Annotated in this window: 19 protein-coding genes; 12 read left to right on the top strand and 7 right to left on the bottom strand. The window is 40.4% G+C overall.

Features of this window, described 5'->3' with window-relative positions:
* The first annotated feature begins 1 nt into the window (after position 1).
* Both RM368_RS09785 and RM368_RS09780 read left to right on the top strand, forming a co-directional pair.
* Positions 2 to 1,516, top strand: a complete 1,515-nt coding sequence (locus tag RM368_RS09785) for a thioester reductase domain-containing protein (protein WP_322693884.1) — start codon at positions 2 to 4, stop codon at positions 1,514 to 1,516.
* A 780-nt stretch (positions 1,517 to 2,296) separates the two neighbouring features.
* Entirely contained in the window at positions 2,297 to 3,100 is an 804-nt protein-coding gene (locus tag RM368_RS09780; protein WP_322693883.1) for an SDR family oxidoreductase, read from the top strand.
* Positions 3,101 to 3,214: 114 nt separating this feature from the next.
* Here RM368_RS09780 and hetI read toward each other — a convergent pair whose 3' ends face one another.
* Positions 3,215 to 3,934 carry a 4'-phosphopantetheinyl transferase HetI gene (hetI, locus tag RM368_RS09775; protein WP_322693882.1) on the bottom strand — a complete coding sequence of 240 codons (720 nt, stop codon included), beginning with the start codon at positions 3,932 to 3,934 and terminating at the stop codon, positions 3,215 to 3,217.
* Between the two features lie 494 nt (positions 3,935 to 4,428).
* Between hetI and RM368_RS09770 the strand changes: the two genes are divergently transcribed.
* Positions 4,429 to 4,596 (top strand): hypothetical protein, encoded by a 168-nt coding sequence (locus tag RM368_RS09770; protein WP_181929464.1) that lies wholly within the window; start codon positions 4,429 to 4,431, stop codon positions 4,594 to 4,596.
* A gap of 94 nt (positions 4,597 to 4,690) precedes the next feature.
* Here RM368_RS09770 and RM368_RS09765 read toward each other — a convergent pair whose 3' ends face one another.
* Positions 4,691 to 5,755 (bottom strand): YheT family hydrolase, encoded by a 1,065-nt coding sequence (locus tag RM368_RS09765; RefSeq protein ID WP_322693881.1) that lies wholly within the window; start codon positions 5,753 to 5,755, stop codon positions 4,691 to 4,693.
* Between the two features lie 157 nt (positions 5,756 to 5,912).
* Here RM368_RS09765 and RM368_RS09760 point away from each other — a divergent pair, with 157 nt between their 5' ends.
* The 6 genes from RM368_RS09760 to RM368_RS09735 all read left to right on the top strand — a co-directional run bounded on the left by RM368_RS09760 (position 5,913) and on the right by RM368_RS09735 (position 10,105).
* Positions 5,913 to 6,656 carry a response regulator transcription factor gene (locus tag RM368_RS09760; protein WP_322693880.1) on the top strand — a complete coding sequence of 248 codons (744 nt, stop codon included), beginning with the start codon at positions 5,913 to 5,915 and terminating at the stop codon, positions 6,654 to 6,656.
* Positions 6,657 to 7,092: 436 nt separating this feature from the next.
* A complete protein-coding gene (locus RM368_RS09755; protein WP_322693950.1) occupies positions 7,093 to 8,523 on the top strand; it encodes a protein kinase domain-containing protein in 1,431 nt (476 codons plus the stop codon).
* A gap of 132 nt (positions 8,524 to 8,655) precedes the next feature.
* Positions 8,656 to 8,907: a UPF0175 family protein gene (locus tag RM368_RS09750; protein WP_322693879.1), complete on the top strand. Its 252-nt coding sequence runs from the start codon at positions 8,656 to 8,658 to the stop codon at positions 8,905 to 8,907.
* Between the two features lie 166 nt (positions 8,908 to 9,073).
* The gene (locus RM368_RS09745) at positions 9,074 to 9,319 is read left to right on the top strand and encodes a DUF433 domain-containing protein (protein ID WP_322693878.1); all 246 of its coding nucleotides are present in this window, start codon (positions 9,074 to 9,076) and stop codon (positions 9,317 to 9,319) included.
* Positions 9,316 to 9,675 carry a DUF5615 family PIN-like protein gene (locus RM368_RS09740; protein ID WP_322693877.1) on the top strand — a complete coding sequence of 120 codons (360 nt, stop codon included), beginning with the start codon at positions 9,316 to 9,318 and terminating at the stop codon, positions 9,673 to 9,675. The genes RM368_RS09745 and RM368_RS09740 overlap by 4 nt, the downstream gene beginning before the upstream one ends.
* 256 nt (positions 9,676 to 9,931) lie before the next feature.
* The gene (locus RM368_RS09735; protein WP_322693949.1) at positions 9,932 to 10,105 is read left to right on the top strand and encodes a type II toxin-antitoxin system RelE/ParE family toxin; all 174 of its coding nucleotides are present in this window, start codon (positions 9,932 to 9,934) and stop codon (positions 10,103 to 10,105) included.
* A gap of 32 nt (positions 10,106 to 10,137) precedes the next feature.
* On the opposite strand, the gene RM368_RS09730 is transcribed toward RM368_RS09735, so the two are convergent.
* The 3 genes from RM368_RS09730 to RM368_RS09720 all read right to left on the bottom strand — a co-directional run bounded on the left by RM368_RS09730 (position 10,138) and on the right by RM368_RS09720 (position 13,268).
* Positions 10,138 to 11,796: a trypsin-like peptidase domain-containing protein gene (locus RM368_RS09730; protein WP_322693876.1), complete on the bottom strand. Its 1,659-nt coding sequence runs from the start codon at positions 11,794 to 11,796 to the stop codon at positions 10,138 to 10,140.
* Positions 11,793 to 12,620, bottom strand: a complete 828-nt coding sequence (locus tag RM368_RS09725) for a serine protease (RefSeq protein WP_322693875.1) — start codon at positions 12,618 to 12,620, stop codon at positions 11,793 to 11,795. Before RM368_RS09725 ends, RM368_RS09730 begins: the two co-directional genes overlap by 4 nt.
* 84 nt (positions 12,621 to 12,704) lie before the next feature.
* On the bottom strand, positions 12,705 to 13,268 hold the full coding sequence (locus RM368_RS09720) for a COP23 domain-containing protein (RefSeq protein ID WP_322693874.1): 564 nt from the start codon (positions 13,266 to 13,268) through the stop codon (positions 12,705 to 12,707).
* Between the two features lie 414 nt (positions 13,269 to 13,682).
* On the opposite strand from RM368_RS09720, the gene RM368_RS09715 reads away from it, so the two are divergent.
* A complete protein-coding gene (locus RM368_RS09715) occupies positions 13,683 to 13,961 on the top strand; it encodes a hypothetical protein (protein WP_322693873.1) in 279 nt (92 codons plus the stop codon).
* Between the two features lie 118 nt (positions 13,962 to 14,079).
* Here the strand turns inward: RM368_RS09715 and RM368_RS09710 are convergent, their stop codons facing one another.
* A complete protein-coding gene (locus RM368_RS09710) occupies positions 14,080 to 14,922 on the bottom strand; it encodes a methyltransferase domain-containing protein (RefSeq protein ID WP_322693872.1) in 843 nt (280 codons plus the stop codon).
* A 268-nt stretch (positions 14,923 to 15,190) separates the two neighbouring features.
* Between RM368_RS09710 and RM368_RS09705 the strand changes: the two genes are divergently transcribed.
* Both RM368_RS09705 and RM368_RS09700 read left to right on the top strand, forming a co-directional pair.
* Complete coding sequence (locus tag RM368_RS09705) at positions 15,191 to 16,525, top strand: TrkH family potassium uptake protein (RefSeq protein ID WP_322693871.1); 1,335 nt, start codon at positions 15,191 to 15,193, stop codon at positions 16,523 to 16,525.
* 186 nt (positions 16,526 to 16,711) lie between these two features.
* Complete coding sequence (locus tag RM368_RS09700; protein ID WP_322693870.1) at positions 16,712 to 17,407, top strand: TrkA family potassium uptake protein; 696 nt, start codon at positions 16,712 to 16,714, stop codon at positions 17,405 to 17,407.
* A gap of 193 nt (positions 17,408 to 17,600) precedes the next feature.
* Here the strand turns inward: RM368_RS09700 and RM368_RS09695 are convergent, their stop codons facing one another.
* Positions 17,601 to 18,695 (bottom strand): tetratricopeptide repeat protein, encoded by a 1,095-nt coding sequence (locus RM368_RS09695; RefSeq protein ID WP_322693869.1) that lies wholly within the window; start codon positions 18,693 to 18,695, stop codon positions 17,601 to 17,603.
* Positions 18,696 to 18,836 lie beyond the last annotated feature (141 nt).

Raw genomic sequence — 18,836 nt, 5'->3', positions numbered from 1 at the left:
AATGACTATAAAACAGTCTTTCACAGCAGACGATATTCAAATATTTTTGGTATCTAACTTAGCTAAGTTGTTAGGAGTCGCAACTGATGAAATAGATGTCACAGAACATTTAGAAAACTATGGGTTGGATTCAGCCCAAGCAATGATTTTAGTAAGTAACTTAGAAAAGTTACTAGGATTTCAACCATCTCCGTTGCTATTGTGGCATTATCCAAATATTGAAGCTCTTTCACAGCGTTTAGCTGAAGAAGTGCAAGATAGTTCGCCAATTCAAGATACAAAGGTAGTAGCCTCTAATGCCAATACTGCACCCTCTGTTCTAGATTTAAGTGCCGAGGCTGTTCTTGACCCTATCATCCATCCCGGTGCCGCATCGAATGTGCTTGTAGGTGAACCCAAGAATATCTTTTTAACTGGAGGAACCGGCTTTTTAGGAGCTTTTATCATCCGGGAATTGCTACAAGAAACTAATGCGGATATCTATTGCTTAGTGCGTGCTGCTAATGCCGAAGAAGGCAAAAGCAAACTCCAAAATAATTTGCAACAATATGCAATTTGGCAGGAAGAATTTAGCTCCAGAATTATTCCGATTGTTGGCGATTTATCTCTACCATTGTTAGGTGTTGGCTCTGAACAGTTTAAAATTTTAGCTACCAATATTGATACTATCTATCATAGTGGTGCTTTGTTGAATTATGTTTTTCCATACTCAGCCCTGAAAGCAGCCAATGTTTTAGGAACTCAAGAAGTTTTAAGATTGGCTTGTCAAATTAAAGTCAAGCCTGTACATTACGTTTCTAGTGTTGCTGTTTTTGAATCCACTGCTTATGCTGGCAAGGTTGTTAAAGAGCAGGATGAATTCAATCATTGGCAAGGTATTTATCTTGGTTATTCACAAACTAAATGGGTGGCTGAAAAGTTAGTCAAAATTGCTCGTGACCGTGGACTGCCTGTAACTATCCATAGACCACCACTGATTTCTGGTGATAGCAAGACAGGCATTTGCAACACACATGACTTTATTAACTTGATGACCAAAGGCTGTCTACAAATGGGATATTTTCCTGATGTAGATTATATGTTGGATATGTCACCTGTTGACTATGTAAGTAAAGCGATTGTTTATCTATCACGCCAGAAGGAATCCATAGGTAAGGCTTTCAATTTACAACATCCTCAACCTGTTTCTTTGAGAATATTAGTTGAGTGGATACGCTCTTTTGGTTATTCAGTTGAGATGATTCCTTACGAAAAATGGCAATCGGAGTTAATCAATAATGTGTCTTCTGTAGACAACCCTTTGTACACTTTGCGACCATTTTTACTGGAACGTTGGTCTGATGAACAACTGACTATTCCTGATTTGTACTTGCAAGCTAGAAGACCTCATATTAGCTGCCAAGATACTCTCCATGCACTAGCAGGTAGTTCTATTGCTTGTCCTCCAATTAATTCTCAATTGTTTATGACTTATACTGCCTACTTGATTCAAAGCGGCTTCTTGAATCTCGCTTAGGAATTCACAACTTGCGTAAAATGTGTCAAGACTAAATTGTTGCAAAAAAAATTGTAATAGTGTGGCAAGCTGAATTTATTGGGTTGAATAATTCTGGTAATGATTAGATTTTGGTTTTTCTGAGTTTTTTAAACCCAACATTTTAAGCATGTCACGCTAGTAGGTTGGATTGAGAAACGAAACCCAACATTTTCAAGAAGTTGTTGAGTTTCACTTCGTTCAACCTAACCTACAAATCTTCAAAACTTACGCAGTATTGCACTGCCATCTACATTTAATGCACTATTTTAGCCTTGACACGCCACTACAAAATAATTTTCTTTAGTCCATGTTTTTTAAAACTCAGTACTACTGAATAACCAATATTTCAGATGCCAGCAATAATTCATACACTAACAGCGGCAATATAATTGCCCTGTTTTTTTATGCTCAATCATGTAAATTTTTAGTATTCACCTCTTGACATAAGCAATCGAGGATAGAATGGTTAGTGTCTGGCATAAAAGTTTAATTTTACCCGCTTGCTTTTGTGAGTAATCAAAAGTGACAGCTAGCAGTCTTAAATAACCGAGCTTCTTTAATGCCTAGCTTTTTCGATGCATAAGTCCTAAATTTCCGTTTGGACTGCTACATCTATTTAATGAACCACACAAGCATTTGCAAGGGTAATAACTCAAGATATTTCTCGTTGGGTCAGATATTACGCGCACTTAATTGTAGAACGAGAACGACTGTAAATGCAACCCAGCTTCATCAAGTTGAATTCACTAACATTCTTACATGAACACAAAACATCAAGGTCAGAGCAAGAAAACTGCTCTTATTACTGGAGCAGCTGGTGGAATTGGCTACGAATTTGCATGTATTTTTGCTGCTCATGATTACAATTTGGTCTTAGTAGACAGAAATGGGCCAAAGCTAGTAGAAATTGCAGTTAAGTTCCAAGAAAAATTTGGGATTTTTGTCAAACCTCTTGTTAAGGATTTATCTATATCAACTGCTCCTGAAGAAATTTTCACGGAGTTGCAACTCGCCGATATTAATGTTGATGTGCTGGTAAATAATGCCGGATTTGGTATCTATGGATTATTTCACGAAACAGACCTAGCTACTGAACTGGAAATGCTACAGGTAAATTTGGTGTGTCTCACCCATTTAACTAAGCTATTCGTGAAGCACATGGTCAAGCAAGGTGAAGGTAAGATATTAAACGTCGCCTCGGCTGCTGCATTTCAACCTGGGCCTTTGATGGCAGTTTATTTTGCTACTAAAGCTTATATCTTATCTTTTTCAGAAGCGATCGCTAATGAGTTAGAAGGTACAGGTGTCACTGTGACAGTTCTTTGCCCAGGCTCAACAGAATCTGGCTTTCATGAAAGAACCGGGATGGCTGACTCGAAGTTGCTCAAGGGTAAGAGGATGATGGATGCACAAACTGTAGCCGAAATTGGTTTTCACGGCTTAATGAAAAACAAAACCATTGTTATTCCTGGTTTACTCAATAAAATACTTGCAAAATGCGTCAGATTTGTACCTAGAAAGGTGGTGACAAGAATTGTGCGAAATATGCAGGAAGATAAGTAAGTTGTCATTGGTCATTTGTCATTTGTCATTTGTCATTTGTCATTTGTCATTGGTCATTGGTCATTTGTCTGCAATATCTCTCTTGTTTCATTTAGGAGATGAGCTTAGTTAACATCAATATTGCCAGGACTTTAAGTTCCAGCCAAAATTCTCTACAGCAACAGCAGCAACATAATTGTTCGCAGGTATTAGTTCAAAAAGACTCCAGTCTTCAGATATTTGTAACTTAGCTGGTTCTGTGGGAGTTAGTGATACTTCAATTTGCTCTAACTGAGATAATCCGTCTCCAGTTGCTTTTAAATAAGCTTCCTTACAAGTCCAGTAACGGAAAAATATCTCTTGCTGTTGGTTGGGAGATAGCGATCGCAACATATCATATTCTCTCGCTAAAAAGAACCGTTTGGCAAGAGCTTCCAAATCAGACATCGGGCGAATATATTCTAGGTCTACACCAATTGGGCGAGTACAATTCACTGCACATAAACCCAATCCTTGGGAATGAGACAAGTTAAACGCCAGTCCACTATCGGCAAATTTATCTGCTAGTACTGGTTTGCCACGCTGTTGATAATTAAACTCCACTTGTAACGGCTGGATACCCAAGTAGCGCCCTAATATAGTTCGGAGAATACCACGACCTGCGATGAAACGCTGTCGATGTTCCTGAAAATAGAACCGTTCACCACGAGATGTTTCGTCACTGGAAAGGGTTGCTGCTAAATTTTGTAGTTGTGTTTCTGGTTGGTCAAGGTCTATGCGCCAGACATGAATCTCATCTGGTAGCAAAGTTAAATTTGTCGGTGCAGGTAGCCAAATATGATTAGAAGCGGTCATTGAGTCAAAAAGTCAAGAGAGTTGTACTTTAATAGTTTGTTTAATGACGACGATTATTACGGTTGGATCTGGTTTGACGCTTTAGCATTACTATATACAACTGCGCCTGTTTTTCCTAGAATCTGCCATAGGTATTGTTAGATATTAAGTCTAGCTGTAAACATAAATACAAGTAGCCGCGATTGCTTTTGCCAGCTAAATATTATAATTTATTACTCTAGATGTACGCTTCTCAACTCCATATTAAATCCCCTGAGACAGCATACTTTAAAACTCTTAACAGAAAATTGCAAATTTTCTTTTGGCTAGAACATTAGCTATTACAGCATTTCTCAAAGTAACTACAACCAATGTCTGCAAGTGTTCTGAAGTAGATATCTCTTCAGTAGGAAATAGTTTTTCTCAGAAAGTGTTAAATCTAAAACAAAAAACCCTTGCTAAAGCTTGTTAATAAACTATTAGAACTACTTTTTTGTAGAACATAGTGAGGATGAATGATTATTAATTTGGAGTACTTTGCCTTTTTTATACTGCTACTGGCAGCGCTGCTATTAGCAATTAGGCAAATGAGCGTTGCTTTGGATGAGTTAGATATTGCGCGTTTTACTCTCTGGACAGGTATTGCTTCTGTTATTGCTGGTTTACCAATGATATTGTGGTAACTTCGGGGTCAATGCCATCCTCTCTATTTTGGGCTTCCAAGCAATACAACTCCATCCGTCGAGTATCCTCGCAACTAAAATATCGTCTCGCCTATTACTTTGTTCGCTTTTCCTCCAACCATTGTAAAACCCGATTCCATGCCCACCAAAGATCGGGGTCTTGTACTTGACGCTGGCACTCTTTACTACTCAAATAGCCAACATGACCGCCATACTGAGTAAGTAACAAATCTATTGCGGGATTGCGATCGCACGCTTGTTCTAATTCCGGTATGATAGCTGGGTCAAAAAGTGGGTCGTCAGCAGCATATAGAATCAAAGTCGGTTTTGAGATTTGCGGCAATATTTGTAAAGCACTACTAGCTTGGTAATATGCTTCCACAGAAGGAAAACCAAGTCGCTTAATTACCAATTCATTATCAAAACCCCAAATGCTATTCGCCCGTTCAATCGCTGCTGGGTCAAGGCTTCCCGGATGGGCATCATAAATCCGCCATGCCAGTTTTTTTAAATTTTGGGCAATCCCTGCTTCCAAATATCTACCGAAGGGCTTTGTAACCAGATAAGATAGCGATCGCTGTGAATCCAAACTCGGACAAATTACCATACCACCGCCAATATCGCTATCTTCTAATCCTAAATCTCCATGCTCCCTAATCACCTCACCAGCCACCTTCACCGCCCAGAGTGCCAATTGCCCTCCTAAAGAATACCCCGTAAACCAAAATTTCCCCGGACATCCCATTGCCTTCGCAGCGGCGGCGATGCGAACAAAATCTTCCCCTTCATACAAACCATCAGAAGTTAAAGTCGGGGACAAAACGGCCGTTTTGCCGTGGGCCCGCCAATCAAATAACACCACAGCATAGCCTTGAGCGTAGGCCTTACGTCCTAGCACTCTCAAAAACCATTCCGTCTCTAACTCTCCGGTAATACCATAAGTACCGATAATCGTGCTATGAGCATTTTCCGGAATGGCAACCAAGCCAAAAATTGGCACACCTTGGCCACCAATAAAGATTTTTTCGTGATAAGACGGTTCTGGGTCTTTAGTAGTACTTTGCCAGTTACGTTTTCCCCACAAAGCGGTGTATACAGTCATCATCACACCGTTTTGTAAAAACCAAGACGGATTGTAGGGGGGAGTATAACACATCATAGACTATAAGATTTCGTGTAATTGAGTCTTGATTTCACAGTCATTTAATCTTAATATTTATGTAAGATTTAGAAGCTTTTTTAGAATTGATTCAAAAATCTTTGTATCTATCAAAGGTTGTTAATTATCCTTAATAAGTAGTAATAATTTTTTAAGAATGCCGAGGATTCTTGTCATAGACGATGACCCAGCGATTTCAGAACTAGTTGCCGTCAACTTGGAAATGGCTGGCTACGATGTTAGTCAAGCTGAAGACGGCATCAAAGGTCAAGCGCTGGCTCTCCAGCTACAGCCAGACTTGATCATGCTCGATTTAATGTTGCCCAGGGTAGATGGGTTTACCGTTTGTCAACGCCTGCGCCGCGACGATCGCACCTCTGAGATTCCCGTGTTAATGTTGACGGCTTTGAGCCAAACTCAGGACAAGGTGGAAGGCTTCAATGCTGGCGCAGATGACTACCTCACCAAACCTTTTGAAGTTGAAGAACTGCTGGCGCGAGTGCGGGCACTTTTGCGGCGTACTGACCGGATTCCTCAAGCCGCAAAGCATAGTGAAATTCTCAACTATGGCTCATTAACCCTCGTTCCCGAAAGATTTGAGGCAATATGGTTCAATGAGACGGTGAAATTGACTCACTTGGAATTTGAGCTACTTCACTGCTTACTGCAACGCCACGGTCAAACAGTTTCTCCCAGCGAAATCCTCAGAGAAGTTTGGGGCTACGATCCTGATGATGACATAGAAACGATTCGAGTGCATATTCGCCACTTGAGAACCAAGCTAGAACCAGACCCTCGCCATCCCCGCTATATCAAAACAGTGTATGGTGCTGGATACTGTCTGGAATTACCCGCTGTACCTCCATCCAATGAAGGGGCTTCAGTAACAGTCGTTGAATGAAATCACCCAAGCAGCAGTGATTGTCCAAATTAATTATGTGTAAGGTAGGGGCGCACAGCTAGCTAGCCGTGCGCCTTTAAAAATTGGGCGTTGCAGAACAGAGGGATGAATTTAGGCAGGCAGGGGAGGCAGGGGGTGCTGGCGTTGCAGAGGGGAGATTTTATAACTTGCGAAATCATCCCGCAATTATGCAACACCAAAAATTGTATCTACCTTACTTAACTCAAGCGGATGAAGTTTTTGGTCATGGGGATGGTGGGGCCCCCTCTGGGGATAAGGGGTAATGGGGAAGAATTACCAATGCCTAATACTCCAAGCGACGGGGGGAACAACCTTATCCACTCACAAGGGGTTAGAGTTTCCCGCTTACTATAAACATTTATAATAATTCTGTGCAGAAATGGTATAAAATTCCCGGAGGACATTGGTGACTTGCATGATCGGTCAGATTCTCGGTGGACGCTACCAAATTCTGGAACAACTTGGCAAAGGGGGATTTGGAATTACTTTCACAGCTATTGATACAGGACGACCAGGCAATCCCCCTTGTGTTGTCAAGCTGTTTAAACCGATGTCTACTGACCCATACAATTTAGAGGTTGGGAAAAGATTGTTTGTCAGGGAAGCAGAGAAGCTGGAAAAGTTAGGCAAGCATGACCAAATACCGCGTCTTCTGGCATACTTTGAAGAAAACCAAGAATTTTATTTAGTGCAGGAATATATTGAAGGTCACGACCTCAGCCGAGAATTAGTATCGGGCGTGCAACTTAGTGAAGCTTATGTAATTAAACTTTTACAGGATATTCTAGAAGTTTTAGATTTTGTTCATCAACAAAATTTAATTCATCGGGATCTGAAAACCTCAAATATTCGCCGCCGTCAGAGTGATGACAAAATTGTTTTAATTGACTTTGGTGCAGTTAAAGAAGTCAGTACCCAGGTAGTTAATCCTCAAGGACAGGTCAGTTTTCCCACTTGCATTGGTAGTCCTGGTTATATGCCTAGCGAACAAAAAAAAGGCGACCCAAAATTAAGCAGCGACATCTATGCAGTAGGGATCGTTGCTATTCAAGCTTTAACGGGGATAAATCCCGATCCTCGGCTTGGTGCAGGACTACCGACAAACCCACAAACAGGGGAAATTGTTTGGCGCGATGCCTACGGCGGTAAAGTACGCACCCAAGTTAGCGATAAACTAGCAAATATCATCGATAAAATGGTGCGCTATGACTACCGCCAGCGTTACCAGTCAGCAAATGAAGTATTGCAGGCTCTTAAGACATTATCACCGAAAGTGCGATCGGGGAAACTTTGGCTGGGTATCGGTCTAGCAGCCGTAATTACTCCGCTAATTTTCTGGATTTTATCTAAAATTATTCATCCCCAGCCTACTCTTGAAACTTACAACGAACCTAAGTTTGGCATCACAATTAAATATCCCTCAAACGATTGGGAATTCATCGAACCACCAAGCGGTAATTTTGACAATGAGGTAGTTCAATTTAAACGTAAAAATAAAAACCAGGTAGATTCTTGTCCTCTAGTAATAACAATTGATGTAAATCCGAAATTGTTATCTCTAGAAGAATCTAAAAAGGAGGCTGTACAAAACATTAAAAATATTAATCTTAATTCCGAAGTAAAAGATGATTATCCATCAACAACGCTATCAAAGCTCAATGCTTATAAATTAACTTATACTCGTCAAGAAGGACAATGTAAGCTCAAGGCTATGGAAATTGGCACAGTCAGAGATGGCAAAATATATTTTATTACTTATACGGCTGAAGAAAAAGAATATAACAAGTATTTAGAACTAGCAGAAAAAATGATTAATTCATTTGAAATTAAGGTTGAAGAAAACTAGTAAATTCAAGACAAAGTTATGGCAACAGTTTCAATCAAAGATGAATACATAGAAGTTTTAGCTAACAGGATTGAAATGCTGCACAAAAATTAGCTCACGAATTACCGGATATAGCCATTTATCATTAGAGCAATGAATACATTTATTCAGCCAATAAATTTACAGATATCATCTCATTCCTTAAATCAAGGTGAACAGGCTATTCGTCAAGAATTAGCCCTACAGTTATATGCACAGAATATTTTTACTTTTGCTCAAGCGCGTCACTTAGCTAACCTATCTGTCTGGGAATTTCAGCAGATTTTAGGGCAACATAAAATTCAACGTCATTATAATGAAGCAGATTTAGCCCAGGATATTGAAACAATTAATGCAGGTTTTTAGCAATTGTGACAGTTGTTTGTAATGCTACACCTTTGATAAATTTTGCAGCCATTAATTGTCTTGATATCTTAAAAGCTGCATTTGGTCAAATTGTGATTCCTCAAGCTGTCTGTTAGAACTGCTATAAAATTTTAATTATTACTTTGACAACCAAAAAATATTGTTTATGGACTGGCGACAATACATCCATTCTGACCCAAAAATATTATTAGGTAAACCAACGATAAAAGGTACGCGGTTATCTGTGGAATTTATACTTGGTTTATTTGCTAATGGCTGGACGGTAGAGCAAATTTTAGATAATTATCCAACTTTAACACCACAAGCTGTACAAGCTGTGTTTGTGTTTGTTGCTGAGTGTATGCGAGATGAATCTTTGTATATGCTACCGTTTTTATCTGAGTCAGCATGATGCAATTTTTAGCAAATGAAAATTTCCCGATGATGAGTGTACTCAGGCTGCGGGATGCTGGTTATGATGTAGCTTATGGTAGCGAAGATGCTCCGGGTGCTGAAGATTGGCTAGTTTTGGAACGGGCTGTACGTCAAGAAAGAATTATTTTGACTTTTGATCGCGATTATGGTGAATTAATTTATAGGCTGCGGATGCCAGCGCCAAAGGGTGTGGTTTATTTTCGCTATTTTCCTGCAATACCGGAAGAACCTGCACAAGATTTATTACGTTTGTTGAATATTGAAGGATTGGTTTTAGAAGGATATTTTACAGTTTTTGAGCGTACACAATTACGTCAGCGTCCGTTACCTTAAGAGGTTGTTTGAAAAGTGTTTCGCTGTGATTTTGCACACGTTTAGTGAGTGAAGATAGGGAATTAAAGCCTGAAATCAAGCAGCTACTTGATTCGTTACAGCGTATTCGCAGCGAGGAACGTGGTATTCCTGCCCAGGAAGTAGCGAAAAAACTGGGATTAAACTGGTAATGAATTATTAAGTCGAGTTTAAAGCCGAAGCAATTGCTGGTTTAGAAGTACTAACTTCAACAATTCAATAGCGTTTATTACGTAAAATTCGCTACTTATCTGAAAATTTTGATAACCTGACTCTTCAAACTTTGAGTGCTGATTTGAGTGGTATGTTCAAATTGAGAGTAGGAAACTATCGGGTGATTTATTCCTTCGATATTGAAGCTTTATTAATTACGATTCACAAAATTGGACATCGCCGAGATATTTATAATTAATCGCCTGTTATTAAGGGAATAGCAGAAAATAGCTACTCAGACAGCCGCCAAATTTTGATAGTCGCGTCCCAGCTACCACTAGCTAAAGTTTTGCCATCTGGGCTAAAGGCTACTGAATTAACCGGAGCAGAATGACTTTTAAGGGTACTAATTTCTTGCCCAGTGCTGAGGTTCCAGATTTTGATAGTCGCATCCAAACCACCACTAGCTAAGGTTCTGCCATCTGGGCTAAAGGCGACTGACTTACCCCCATAAGAATGACCTTTGAGTGCACGAATTTCTTGTCCAGTGGTGAGGTTCCAGATTTTGATAGTATTGTCGTCACTACCACTAGCTAGAGTTTTGCCATCTGGGCTAATGGCGACTGAATTAACCGCAGTAGAACGACCTTTGAGAGTACGAATTACTTGCCCAGTGGTGAGGTTCCAGATTTTGATAGTTTTGTCCTGACTACCACTAGCTAGAGTTTTGCCATCTGGGCTAAAGGCGACTGAATAAACTGGATCAGAATGACCTTTAAGGGTACTAATTTCTTGCCCAGTGATGAGGTTCCAGATTTTGATACTGTTGTCAGAACTACCACTAGCTAAAGTTCTGCCATCTGGGCTAAAGGCGACTGAATAAACTGGATCAGAATGACCTTTGAGGGTACTAATTTCTTGCCCAGTGATGAGGTTCCAAATTTTGATAGTATTGTCCTCACTACCACTAGCTAAAGTTTTGCCATCTAGGCTAAAGGCGACTGAATTAACCGAATAATAATGACCTTTGAGAATACGAATTTGTTCCCCAGTGGCGAGGTTCCAGATTTTGATAGTATTGTCGTAACTACCACTAGCTAAAGTTTTGCCATCTGGGCTAATAGCGACTGAATTAACTTGTGCTTTTATGTATGATTCGGGCTCGCCGCCAAAACTGAAACGCCCCCCCAAGTAAGATAAAGGTATCACCTTTGTAGAATGTCCAGTCAACGTCTCCACTAGACTAAATTTAGCAGCTACATTTACAGGTGGTGAAGTAATAGCTGATGGTTTTACAGATGGTGCAAGACTTAAATAAGTTTTCAACGGAATCCCATACACAGTAGTAGCATTTGTATCTGGGCGAGTTCTGACGCGTCCGTGAATTCCTACTAATTTACCTTCCTCATCCAGTATCGGCCCCCCACTCATGCCTGGTAAAGGATTCACTGTATAAATAAAAGCGTAACCATTTTTTGGGTTTTGTTCAAGACTAGAAATTTGACCACTCAGAAAGCTGATATTTGATGAGCCTTGAGGATAACCTGCTACATGAATAGTTGTCCCCGGTGTTACTTGTTCAGAACTTCCTTTTTCTGCAACCTGATAATTTTGGTTGCTAGTAAACTGAAATACTGCCAAATCAACATCTTTTGATAATTGTCGCGCTTGGCTATGTTTAAAGGTGTATTGTTTACCATCTGGTGTGTGGACTGTGTAGCTACCTGGTTCTTTTACTACATGCCAATTGGTGAGAATAGTGTAAGTATTAGTATTGCCTTGACGCTCAATAATTACGCCAGAACCCGTACCTGCTCCATCAATACGGACTGTAATTTTTTGAGCTATGGGACTAACTTCTGTGGGTTTCAACGCCGTGGCGATTTGCACCTGTACAGTAATAATTGCTGTACCAAATAATACTGCCGTCAGTCCACCAGCAAACCTCATAATTTATTCTCCCAATGATTTTGTAATACTTCTTTTTTAAGAGGTACAGCCATACTAGAGCGTGTAATTAATTCTTGTAATGACTTATCCGGTTGGGAACCATCCTGATAAACTTCCGGTGTCTCCCAAAGTGGATCTTTATGTAAACTATTTATACCCACAACCTCACCATATACATTTAATAATGGTGCGCCACTCATCCCTTTACGAACATCATTTGTATACCCAATCTGGTAGCCTTGCTCCAAAGCTTTATCTAGCAATAAAGTGACTTTGCCAGAGGTAAATAAAAACTGATTATTAAAGATTTTTGCTGCTTGGGTAGACAGCTTTTGATTAGTCAAATTAGATATAAATCCACCCACAAAAACCTCATCCCCAATTTGCAAGCTAGATGCATCTTTGATATTAGCAACTGTATAAACTACATCAGGACTACGAAACTGCAATACAGCCAAATCTGCCTCTTGAAATTCCGCAGCCTGCAACACAGAAGCTTGATAGACACGCCCATCTGGTGTTTTAATTTCATAAGGAGGTTTAGCTGCTCTCAGGACGTGAGCATTAGTGATTACTATATAAATTTGTCCTTTTCTTTGCAGTAGACTTCCTGAACCTAGTAACTCTTTTGCAGAGATTTTGACAGTGATTGTCTTTGCTAATTGTTGCAATTGCTCTGGTAAAAGGGGAGTTGATGTCCGAGAAAGTTTGTTAACATCACCAGAAATGTTTTGCTGTTTTGGCAACGCTAAGGAAATACCACCAAGACAAATTAGCAAGCAGACTGTGTACCCCAGTCCGTTTCTTAGCCATTGCCAGTTCATGTTAAACTAAACTCCCCAAGTAACTGCAAACTAGAAGCGAGATTATACAGACTATGTTTTAAGAATATTAAAGCTAAAAGTCTATTAACCACACTCCTTGTCATCGACCAGTTGCTTCACATCAAGATACAAATCACCTTCATACTCACTATAAAAGCGACATTTGCCACTGCCACTTAAACCCACAGTCTCACCTTTAGTACCACGCCGGAAATCAAGTATCTGCTTAAGAACCACTCCCGGATCGCTTCCTGGTTTGAGAGTGACTAGTACATTATCTGCCGTACAAGGTACGCCTCTACGATTGGCAATGCACAAAACTGGATAATTGTTAAAGTTAAATTCACTTTTGATGAAAAGTGGACCATTATCGTAATAGCGTTGGAACCTTTGGGAGACAATCTGACAACGCTCTGAGGCTGGGAATTTTTTAAAGTCGTTAAAAACCCAACGGATGAATGTCTCAGGACCCCGCGAGGTGCGTACCTTAGTAACTGGTGTATTACCTTGCTGTGTGCAGAAGAACTTGTTATTTCCAGCATAGCTGGGCTGGTTGCTTGTGGTAGTAGCAACTGCCAAAGCTAAAGCTGAAATCACGGAAGCCGTTGCTACCCCTGGTAATACGCGAGCAAATAACCTCAGTTGCATATATCTAAGTATTAATCACTAAAAATACTTGACACTAATAGAGCAAGCTACAACGTCAAATGAGCAATTTTCGGAATTATGCTCAAATATATCAGTAAAAATTAGGTTTTTTTGATGAAAAATTATCAAGATAACTTGTTTTTTAACGATCGCCCTCAACCCACAAACTTATCCCTGCAAAAACGATCACTTTTCTCCCATCAAAAAAAGTGCGATATTTTTCAAAATACGCTTGACAAGTATAAATTTATACATTAATATTAAAGTATGGTCGAAGCGATCGCCAAATCCCCCAAAGAAGACAGCGATCGCCCCGATCTAAACCCCAAGATCGATAAAGGCGATCGCCTCATCCCGGAAAGAAGTGTGCGATCGCCTTTATAAAAACCCCAGTATCGGAGTATAAATATCATCATGTCACAATTACCAGAATCTGCCCAGTCCAAGTTAAAACAGTTTTTGTCTGGGGAAAATTTCGATACACCCGCCAGCCATCAACCAACCCAACAACCATTACCCCGGCGAGAACCGATAAAACATACATTGATTGGTTCTGCCAAAGCCGTTACCAGCACCATCCACTATTTACAAGTAATTGGCTACGCCAACGTTGGGGACTGGAGTCTACTAGTATCCACTGATAACCCAGATGAGGTAATGAGCATTCTAATCCGTCAGATTCTCATGCAATAATCTAGATGTAGAGACGTTGCATTGCAACGTCTCTACTAATGATTGAAGACTGCGATATCCTATTTTATTTGCATACCAGTAGGAGCAGGTTGACTGAGTTTTCTCTCAAAGAACGTTTCTACTTATTCCCGCATAACAACCCAAACCGAACTAACCCGCGTTCATAACCGCGACGCATCAACCCCAGCGATAATGCCCCTTGAATGGTAGTCCAACCAGCATTGAGTAAGCCCCAAAGTGCTTGGGGAGTGAAGGCCGAATCAATGACTACATTCCAAAAGGGGGCGACGGCGGTTGACCAATCGGCGGTGCGAATATTGTTTAATGGAAGTTGACGTGCGATCGCTTCATACTCTGGTAAGGAAATTACATAAGGCAAACAATACACCCGATAAATATCCTGCAAATGCTTTTCCTCATCCGCCGTCAGTGGTAACTTATCGGTCGGTCGATGACACCAAGTCACCATAATTAACTGTCCGCCAGGTTTCAATACCCGATAACACTCCTGGAGAAACTTAGTTTTATCCGGCATGTGTTCGCCGCTTTCCAGCGACCAAACCAAATCAAAAGAATTATCAGCAAAGGGCATTTCTTGAGCATTGGCGACTTGAAACTGAGTTTTCAGACTCAAATTCGCTTCCATTGCGCGTTCCGTTGCTCTGGCAGCTTGCACAGGACTCAAAGTAATCCCTGTAGCCTTAGCATTAAACTTTTCTGCCAGGTATAAAGAACTGCCACCAATACCACAACCTACATCAAGGATATTTTCTGCTGCTTGTACCCCCGCCCAATTAAGCAGTTCCTCGATTAAATCAATTTGAGCTTGACGGCGGTCTTTTTTCTGGCTGCCATCGACACCATAGTAGCCGTGGTGCATGTGTTCGCCCCAAATCTGTTCCCACAGACCAGAGGAAGCATCGTAGAACTGCTGAATTTGCTGGTAAAGTGTTGCACTCATGAAAAAAGTAGTATTGAGACGAAGGAGAATTCAAAAAAAAACATACTTGTAGGCTACCATGTGTGTTTTTAATTAAATAAGGGTATTTTTGTTCCAAGAAAAGTAAACCAGGATTTTTCCAAGTAGGATAAATCCTGGTTTACCTTAATAAACAGTTATTGCTCGAATTTATACTAAGTAATCCCAAGTATGGCTACAGATTGAAGTATGTGCCAACCCATATTAAATCTGGCTTTTTGAATTTTGAATTTTGAATTTTGAATTAATTATGACCGTTTCTCGCACAGTTTGCCTGGGATTTTTGACTGTCATCGCTATAGGAACCATCTTGCTAATGATGCCTTTCTCGACTAGCGATGGTACATGGAACGACCCTATTGTGGCGCTGTTCACCTCAACATCTGCGGTTTGTGTTACTGGCTTATCAGTGGTCGATCCTGGTACTTATTTTTCTTTTTGGGGTCAGCTGTTTATGACACTGTTGGTTCAGATTGGCGGTTTAGGCTATATGACAAGTACTACCTTTCTGATTCTGCTAATTGGACGCAAGTTTGACCTGCGACAAAAAGTAGCTATTCAACAAGCTTTAGACCGACCAGGAATGAGCGGGAGTGCCCAAGTCATCCGTTCAATTATTGCCACAACTTTAATTTTTGAAATTACAGGAATATTCTTACTTATACCAGCTTTTATTCCAAAATATGGTTGGGATGAAGGACTTTGGTTAGCAATTTTTCATAGTATCAATGCTTGGAATAATGCTGGTTTTAGTTTATTTAAAGATAACTTAATTGGCTATCAGTCATCCTTTTTAGTAGTCTTCACCATTAGTATGTTGATTATTTTTGGGGGAATTGGCTATCAAGTAATTTTGGAAATGTATCTTTGGTTGCGCGATCGCATCCTCAAAAAAACTCAAACCCAAGTCTTTACCCTAGATTTCAAAGTTGCGATTAGTACAACTCTGATATTATTATTAATAGGGATAATAGCCTTTTTCTGTATAGAAATCAGAAACCCTGAAACATTTGGTTATCTAAACTTTCGCGACCAAATATTAGTAGCTTGGTTTCAATCAGTTACTCCCAGAACTGCTGGTTTTAATACCATCGATATTGGCAAAATGACTACTGCCGGTCTATTTATTACAATTGCGCTGATGTTTATTGGTGCAAGTCCAGGTGGTACAGGAGGAGGCATAAAAACAACAACATTGAGAGTTTTGACCAGTTGTACTAAAGCGATTCTTCAGGGTAAAGAAGAAGTTTTGCTGTACGATCGCAAGATAGCAATAACTTTAATTTTGAAAGCTGTAGGTGTGTTAGTAGGATCGGTAGCAACCGTGATTTTCGCCACGATTTTAATTAGCCTCACAGATCCAACATTAGATTTTATTCAAATTTTGTTTGAAGTAGTATCAGCCTTCGCTACCGTGGGGCTTTCTACAGGCATTACAGGAACTATCTCTACAGTAGCAAAGCTGATCTTAATTCTCACTATGTACGTTGGAAGAGTAGGTGTTTTACTGCTGATGTCTGCCGTACTAGGAGATCCCCGCCCTACCAGAATTCACTATCCTGAAGAAAATTTACTTGTGGGATAGTTAGGGAGAGAGAGTAGGAAGTAGAGGATGAGGGAGTAGGAGAAACAGGGGGAAAATAACTAATGACAAATGACAAATGACTAAACTGATAAAATATACATTGGAAGGCAAAAATAAAATTTTTAATTCAAGCGGTATAACCGTTTTTTGCCCTAAATACAGGGAGCCATCATAAGGATAAAAAGGGTGAATCTGTCATCATTAAGTTTTTTTCGCAGTTTACGCAAAGATAACCAGCAATTTGCTGTAATTGGGTTAGGTCGTTTTGGTCGCTCTGTCTGTTCCACACTGCATAATTTTGGTTATCAAGTGCTGGCAACAGATATTGATGAAAAACAAGTTTCAGAGGCATTAACTGAGGGAATAGTTGGTCATGCTTTGCAACTAGACTCTACAGAACCAGCCGCACTCAAAGAAGCTGGAATTTTTGAATTTGATACTGTAATTGTCGCAATTGGCAACTACGTTCAAGAAAGTATCATAACCACCCTCAATGTGAAAGAGGCTGGCGTGCCTCATGTCGTTGCTAAAGCTTCTAGTGAAGTTCACCGTAAACTGTTGCGGCGAGTAGGAGCAGATCATGTTGTTTTTCCTGAGTATGAAGCGGGTTGTGCCCTAGCGCGTACTCTTACTAAACCAGCAATTCTAGATCGGTTTGACCTCGACCCAGATAACAGTATTGTAGAGTTGATTGTGCCTGATGAATTTCACGGTAAAACAATCACTGAGCTTCAACTTCGTAACCGCTACGGTTTAAATTTGCTAGCAGTAAGCCAGGATGGAAAATTTCAAATTAATCCTGACGCTACCAAGCGTTTAGAGCGTGGTTCAGCAATGGTTGTTATTGGTTGCAATAAAGATATTAATCGTTTGCCGATTTAAAAAAGTTAGGAGTTATGCCGTGTGTAACTTTTACTCAAACCTAACTTCCAGTAGAGAATAGACCTATTGCATGAATCAAAATCACTCTCCCAAGCTTGGGAGAGGGACTCTGAAATTGGCTCCTCTTCTCCCAAAATTGGAAGAAGGGGTTGGGGGATGAGGGCAAATTGCCTTAACTTTGAGTTTTGTATTGTCAGGGACTTGTTGAAGTGGATTGTGGTTCAACTGAGACAGGCACATCGCCAGGGTTCGCGGGCATTTCTGGTTGATTTGGCGTCTGTGGCTCAGGTGTTTGTACTGTAGAATCTGAACTCTGAGAAGGAGTAGCTGTTTGACTGGCTTGAGGTTGCTGTTGCCCAGTTTTCTGAGCAATTTGCTGCATTAGCTGCTCAATTTTCTGGGCTTGTTCAATGTTGCCTTGCTCGCGATATTCATTGTGAGCGCGTTTCAAGGCTCCACTGGCTTTTTTAAACTCGCCCTGATTATATAAAGTTACTCCCAAGTTATAGTAAGCTGAGGCACTTTTCGGATTTAGGCGAATCGCTTGCCGATAAACAGAAATAGCCTCAGGAGCTTGACCATGCATTGCTAGCAAATTTGCCATATTGCTGTAGGCTGCGGCATTTTTAGGATCTAGCTTCAAAGCTTGGCGATAATTGGCGATCGCAGGCTCGATTTGACCTTGTTGTTGCAAGGCGATCGCTAAGTTAAGATAAGCATTCGCATTGCTGCTATCTAGATTAATTGCTTTTTGGTATGCAGCGATCGCTTCCTCTAACTTTCCTTGTTCGTATAGCAACAAACCCAGATTATACAGTGCTGCCACCCTTGTGGAATCTATCACCAAGCTCTGGCGATAAGCGGTAATTGCTGCATCTTTTTCTCCTTGTCGGTGCAACACTAACCCTAAGTTGTAATAAGCTTCGCTAGAATTGAGATTAAGTTTTATCGCCTCTGTAAATTCTTGTAAAGCTACATCCAAGCGATTTTGCTCTATAAATATATTACCCAGATAATTTCGTGCTGCCCCAAGGTTAGGATCTCGCTGCAACGCTTGGCGAAAGGCATATTCTGCACCTTGTAAGTCTTGGCGGTTATAGCGCGTAACTCCTTGCTGAAAAAAGCTAGCTGCTTCCAGATTCTGAGAAATTGCAGTTTCTGCCAGCAGCTTGCTAACTGGAAAATTAGTAATTGTCGGTGCAGCCAAGAGCAAAAATGCAGAACAGCCACCGAGTGTTACCTGACAAAATAAATTTAACCAATGAGAAAATAGGTATTTTTCAGACATTAATAGCAGACCTGTACTTATCTTTAACTCCTCATAAGTCAGAGTACCCACCACGAAAGAAAAAATTCCCAATTTTCAACTTTTATCCCACATTCCGCAGGTGCGATCGCAAATGCTGTATTTTTAGAAATGACCTAAATG

Source organism: Nostoc sp. DedSLP03 (assembly GCF_034530815.1).
Taxonomy (GTDB): Bacteria; Cyanobacteriota; Cyanobacteriia; order Cyanobacteriales; family Nostocaceae; genus Nostoc.
Note: the sequence above shows the minus strand (reverse complement) of the source record. Positions and strands in the feature narration are given on the sequence as shown.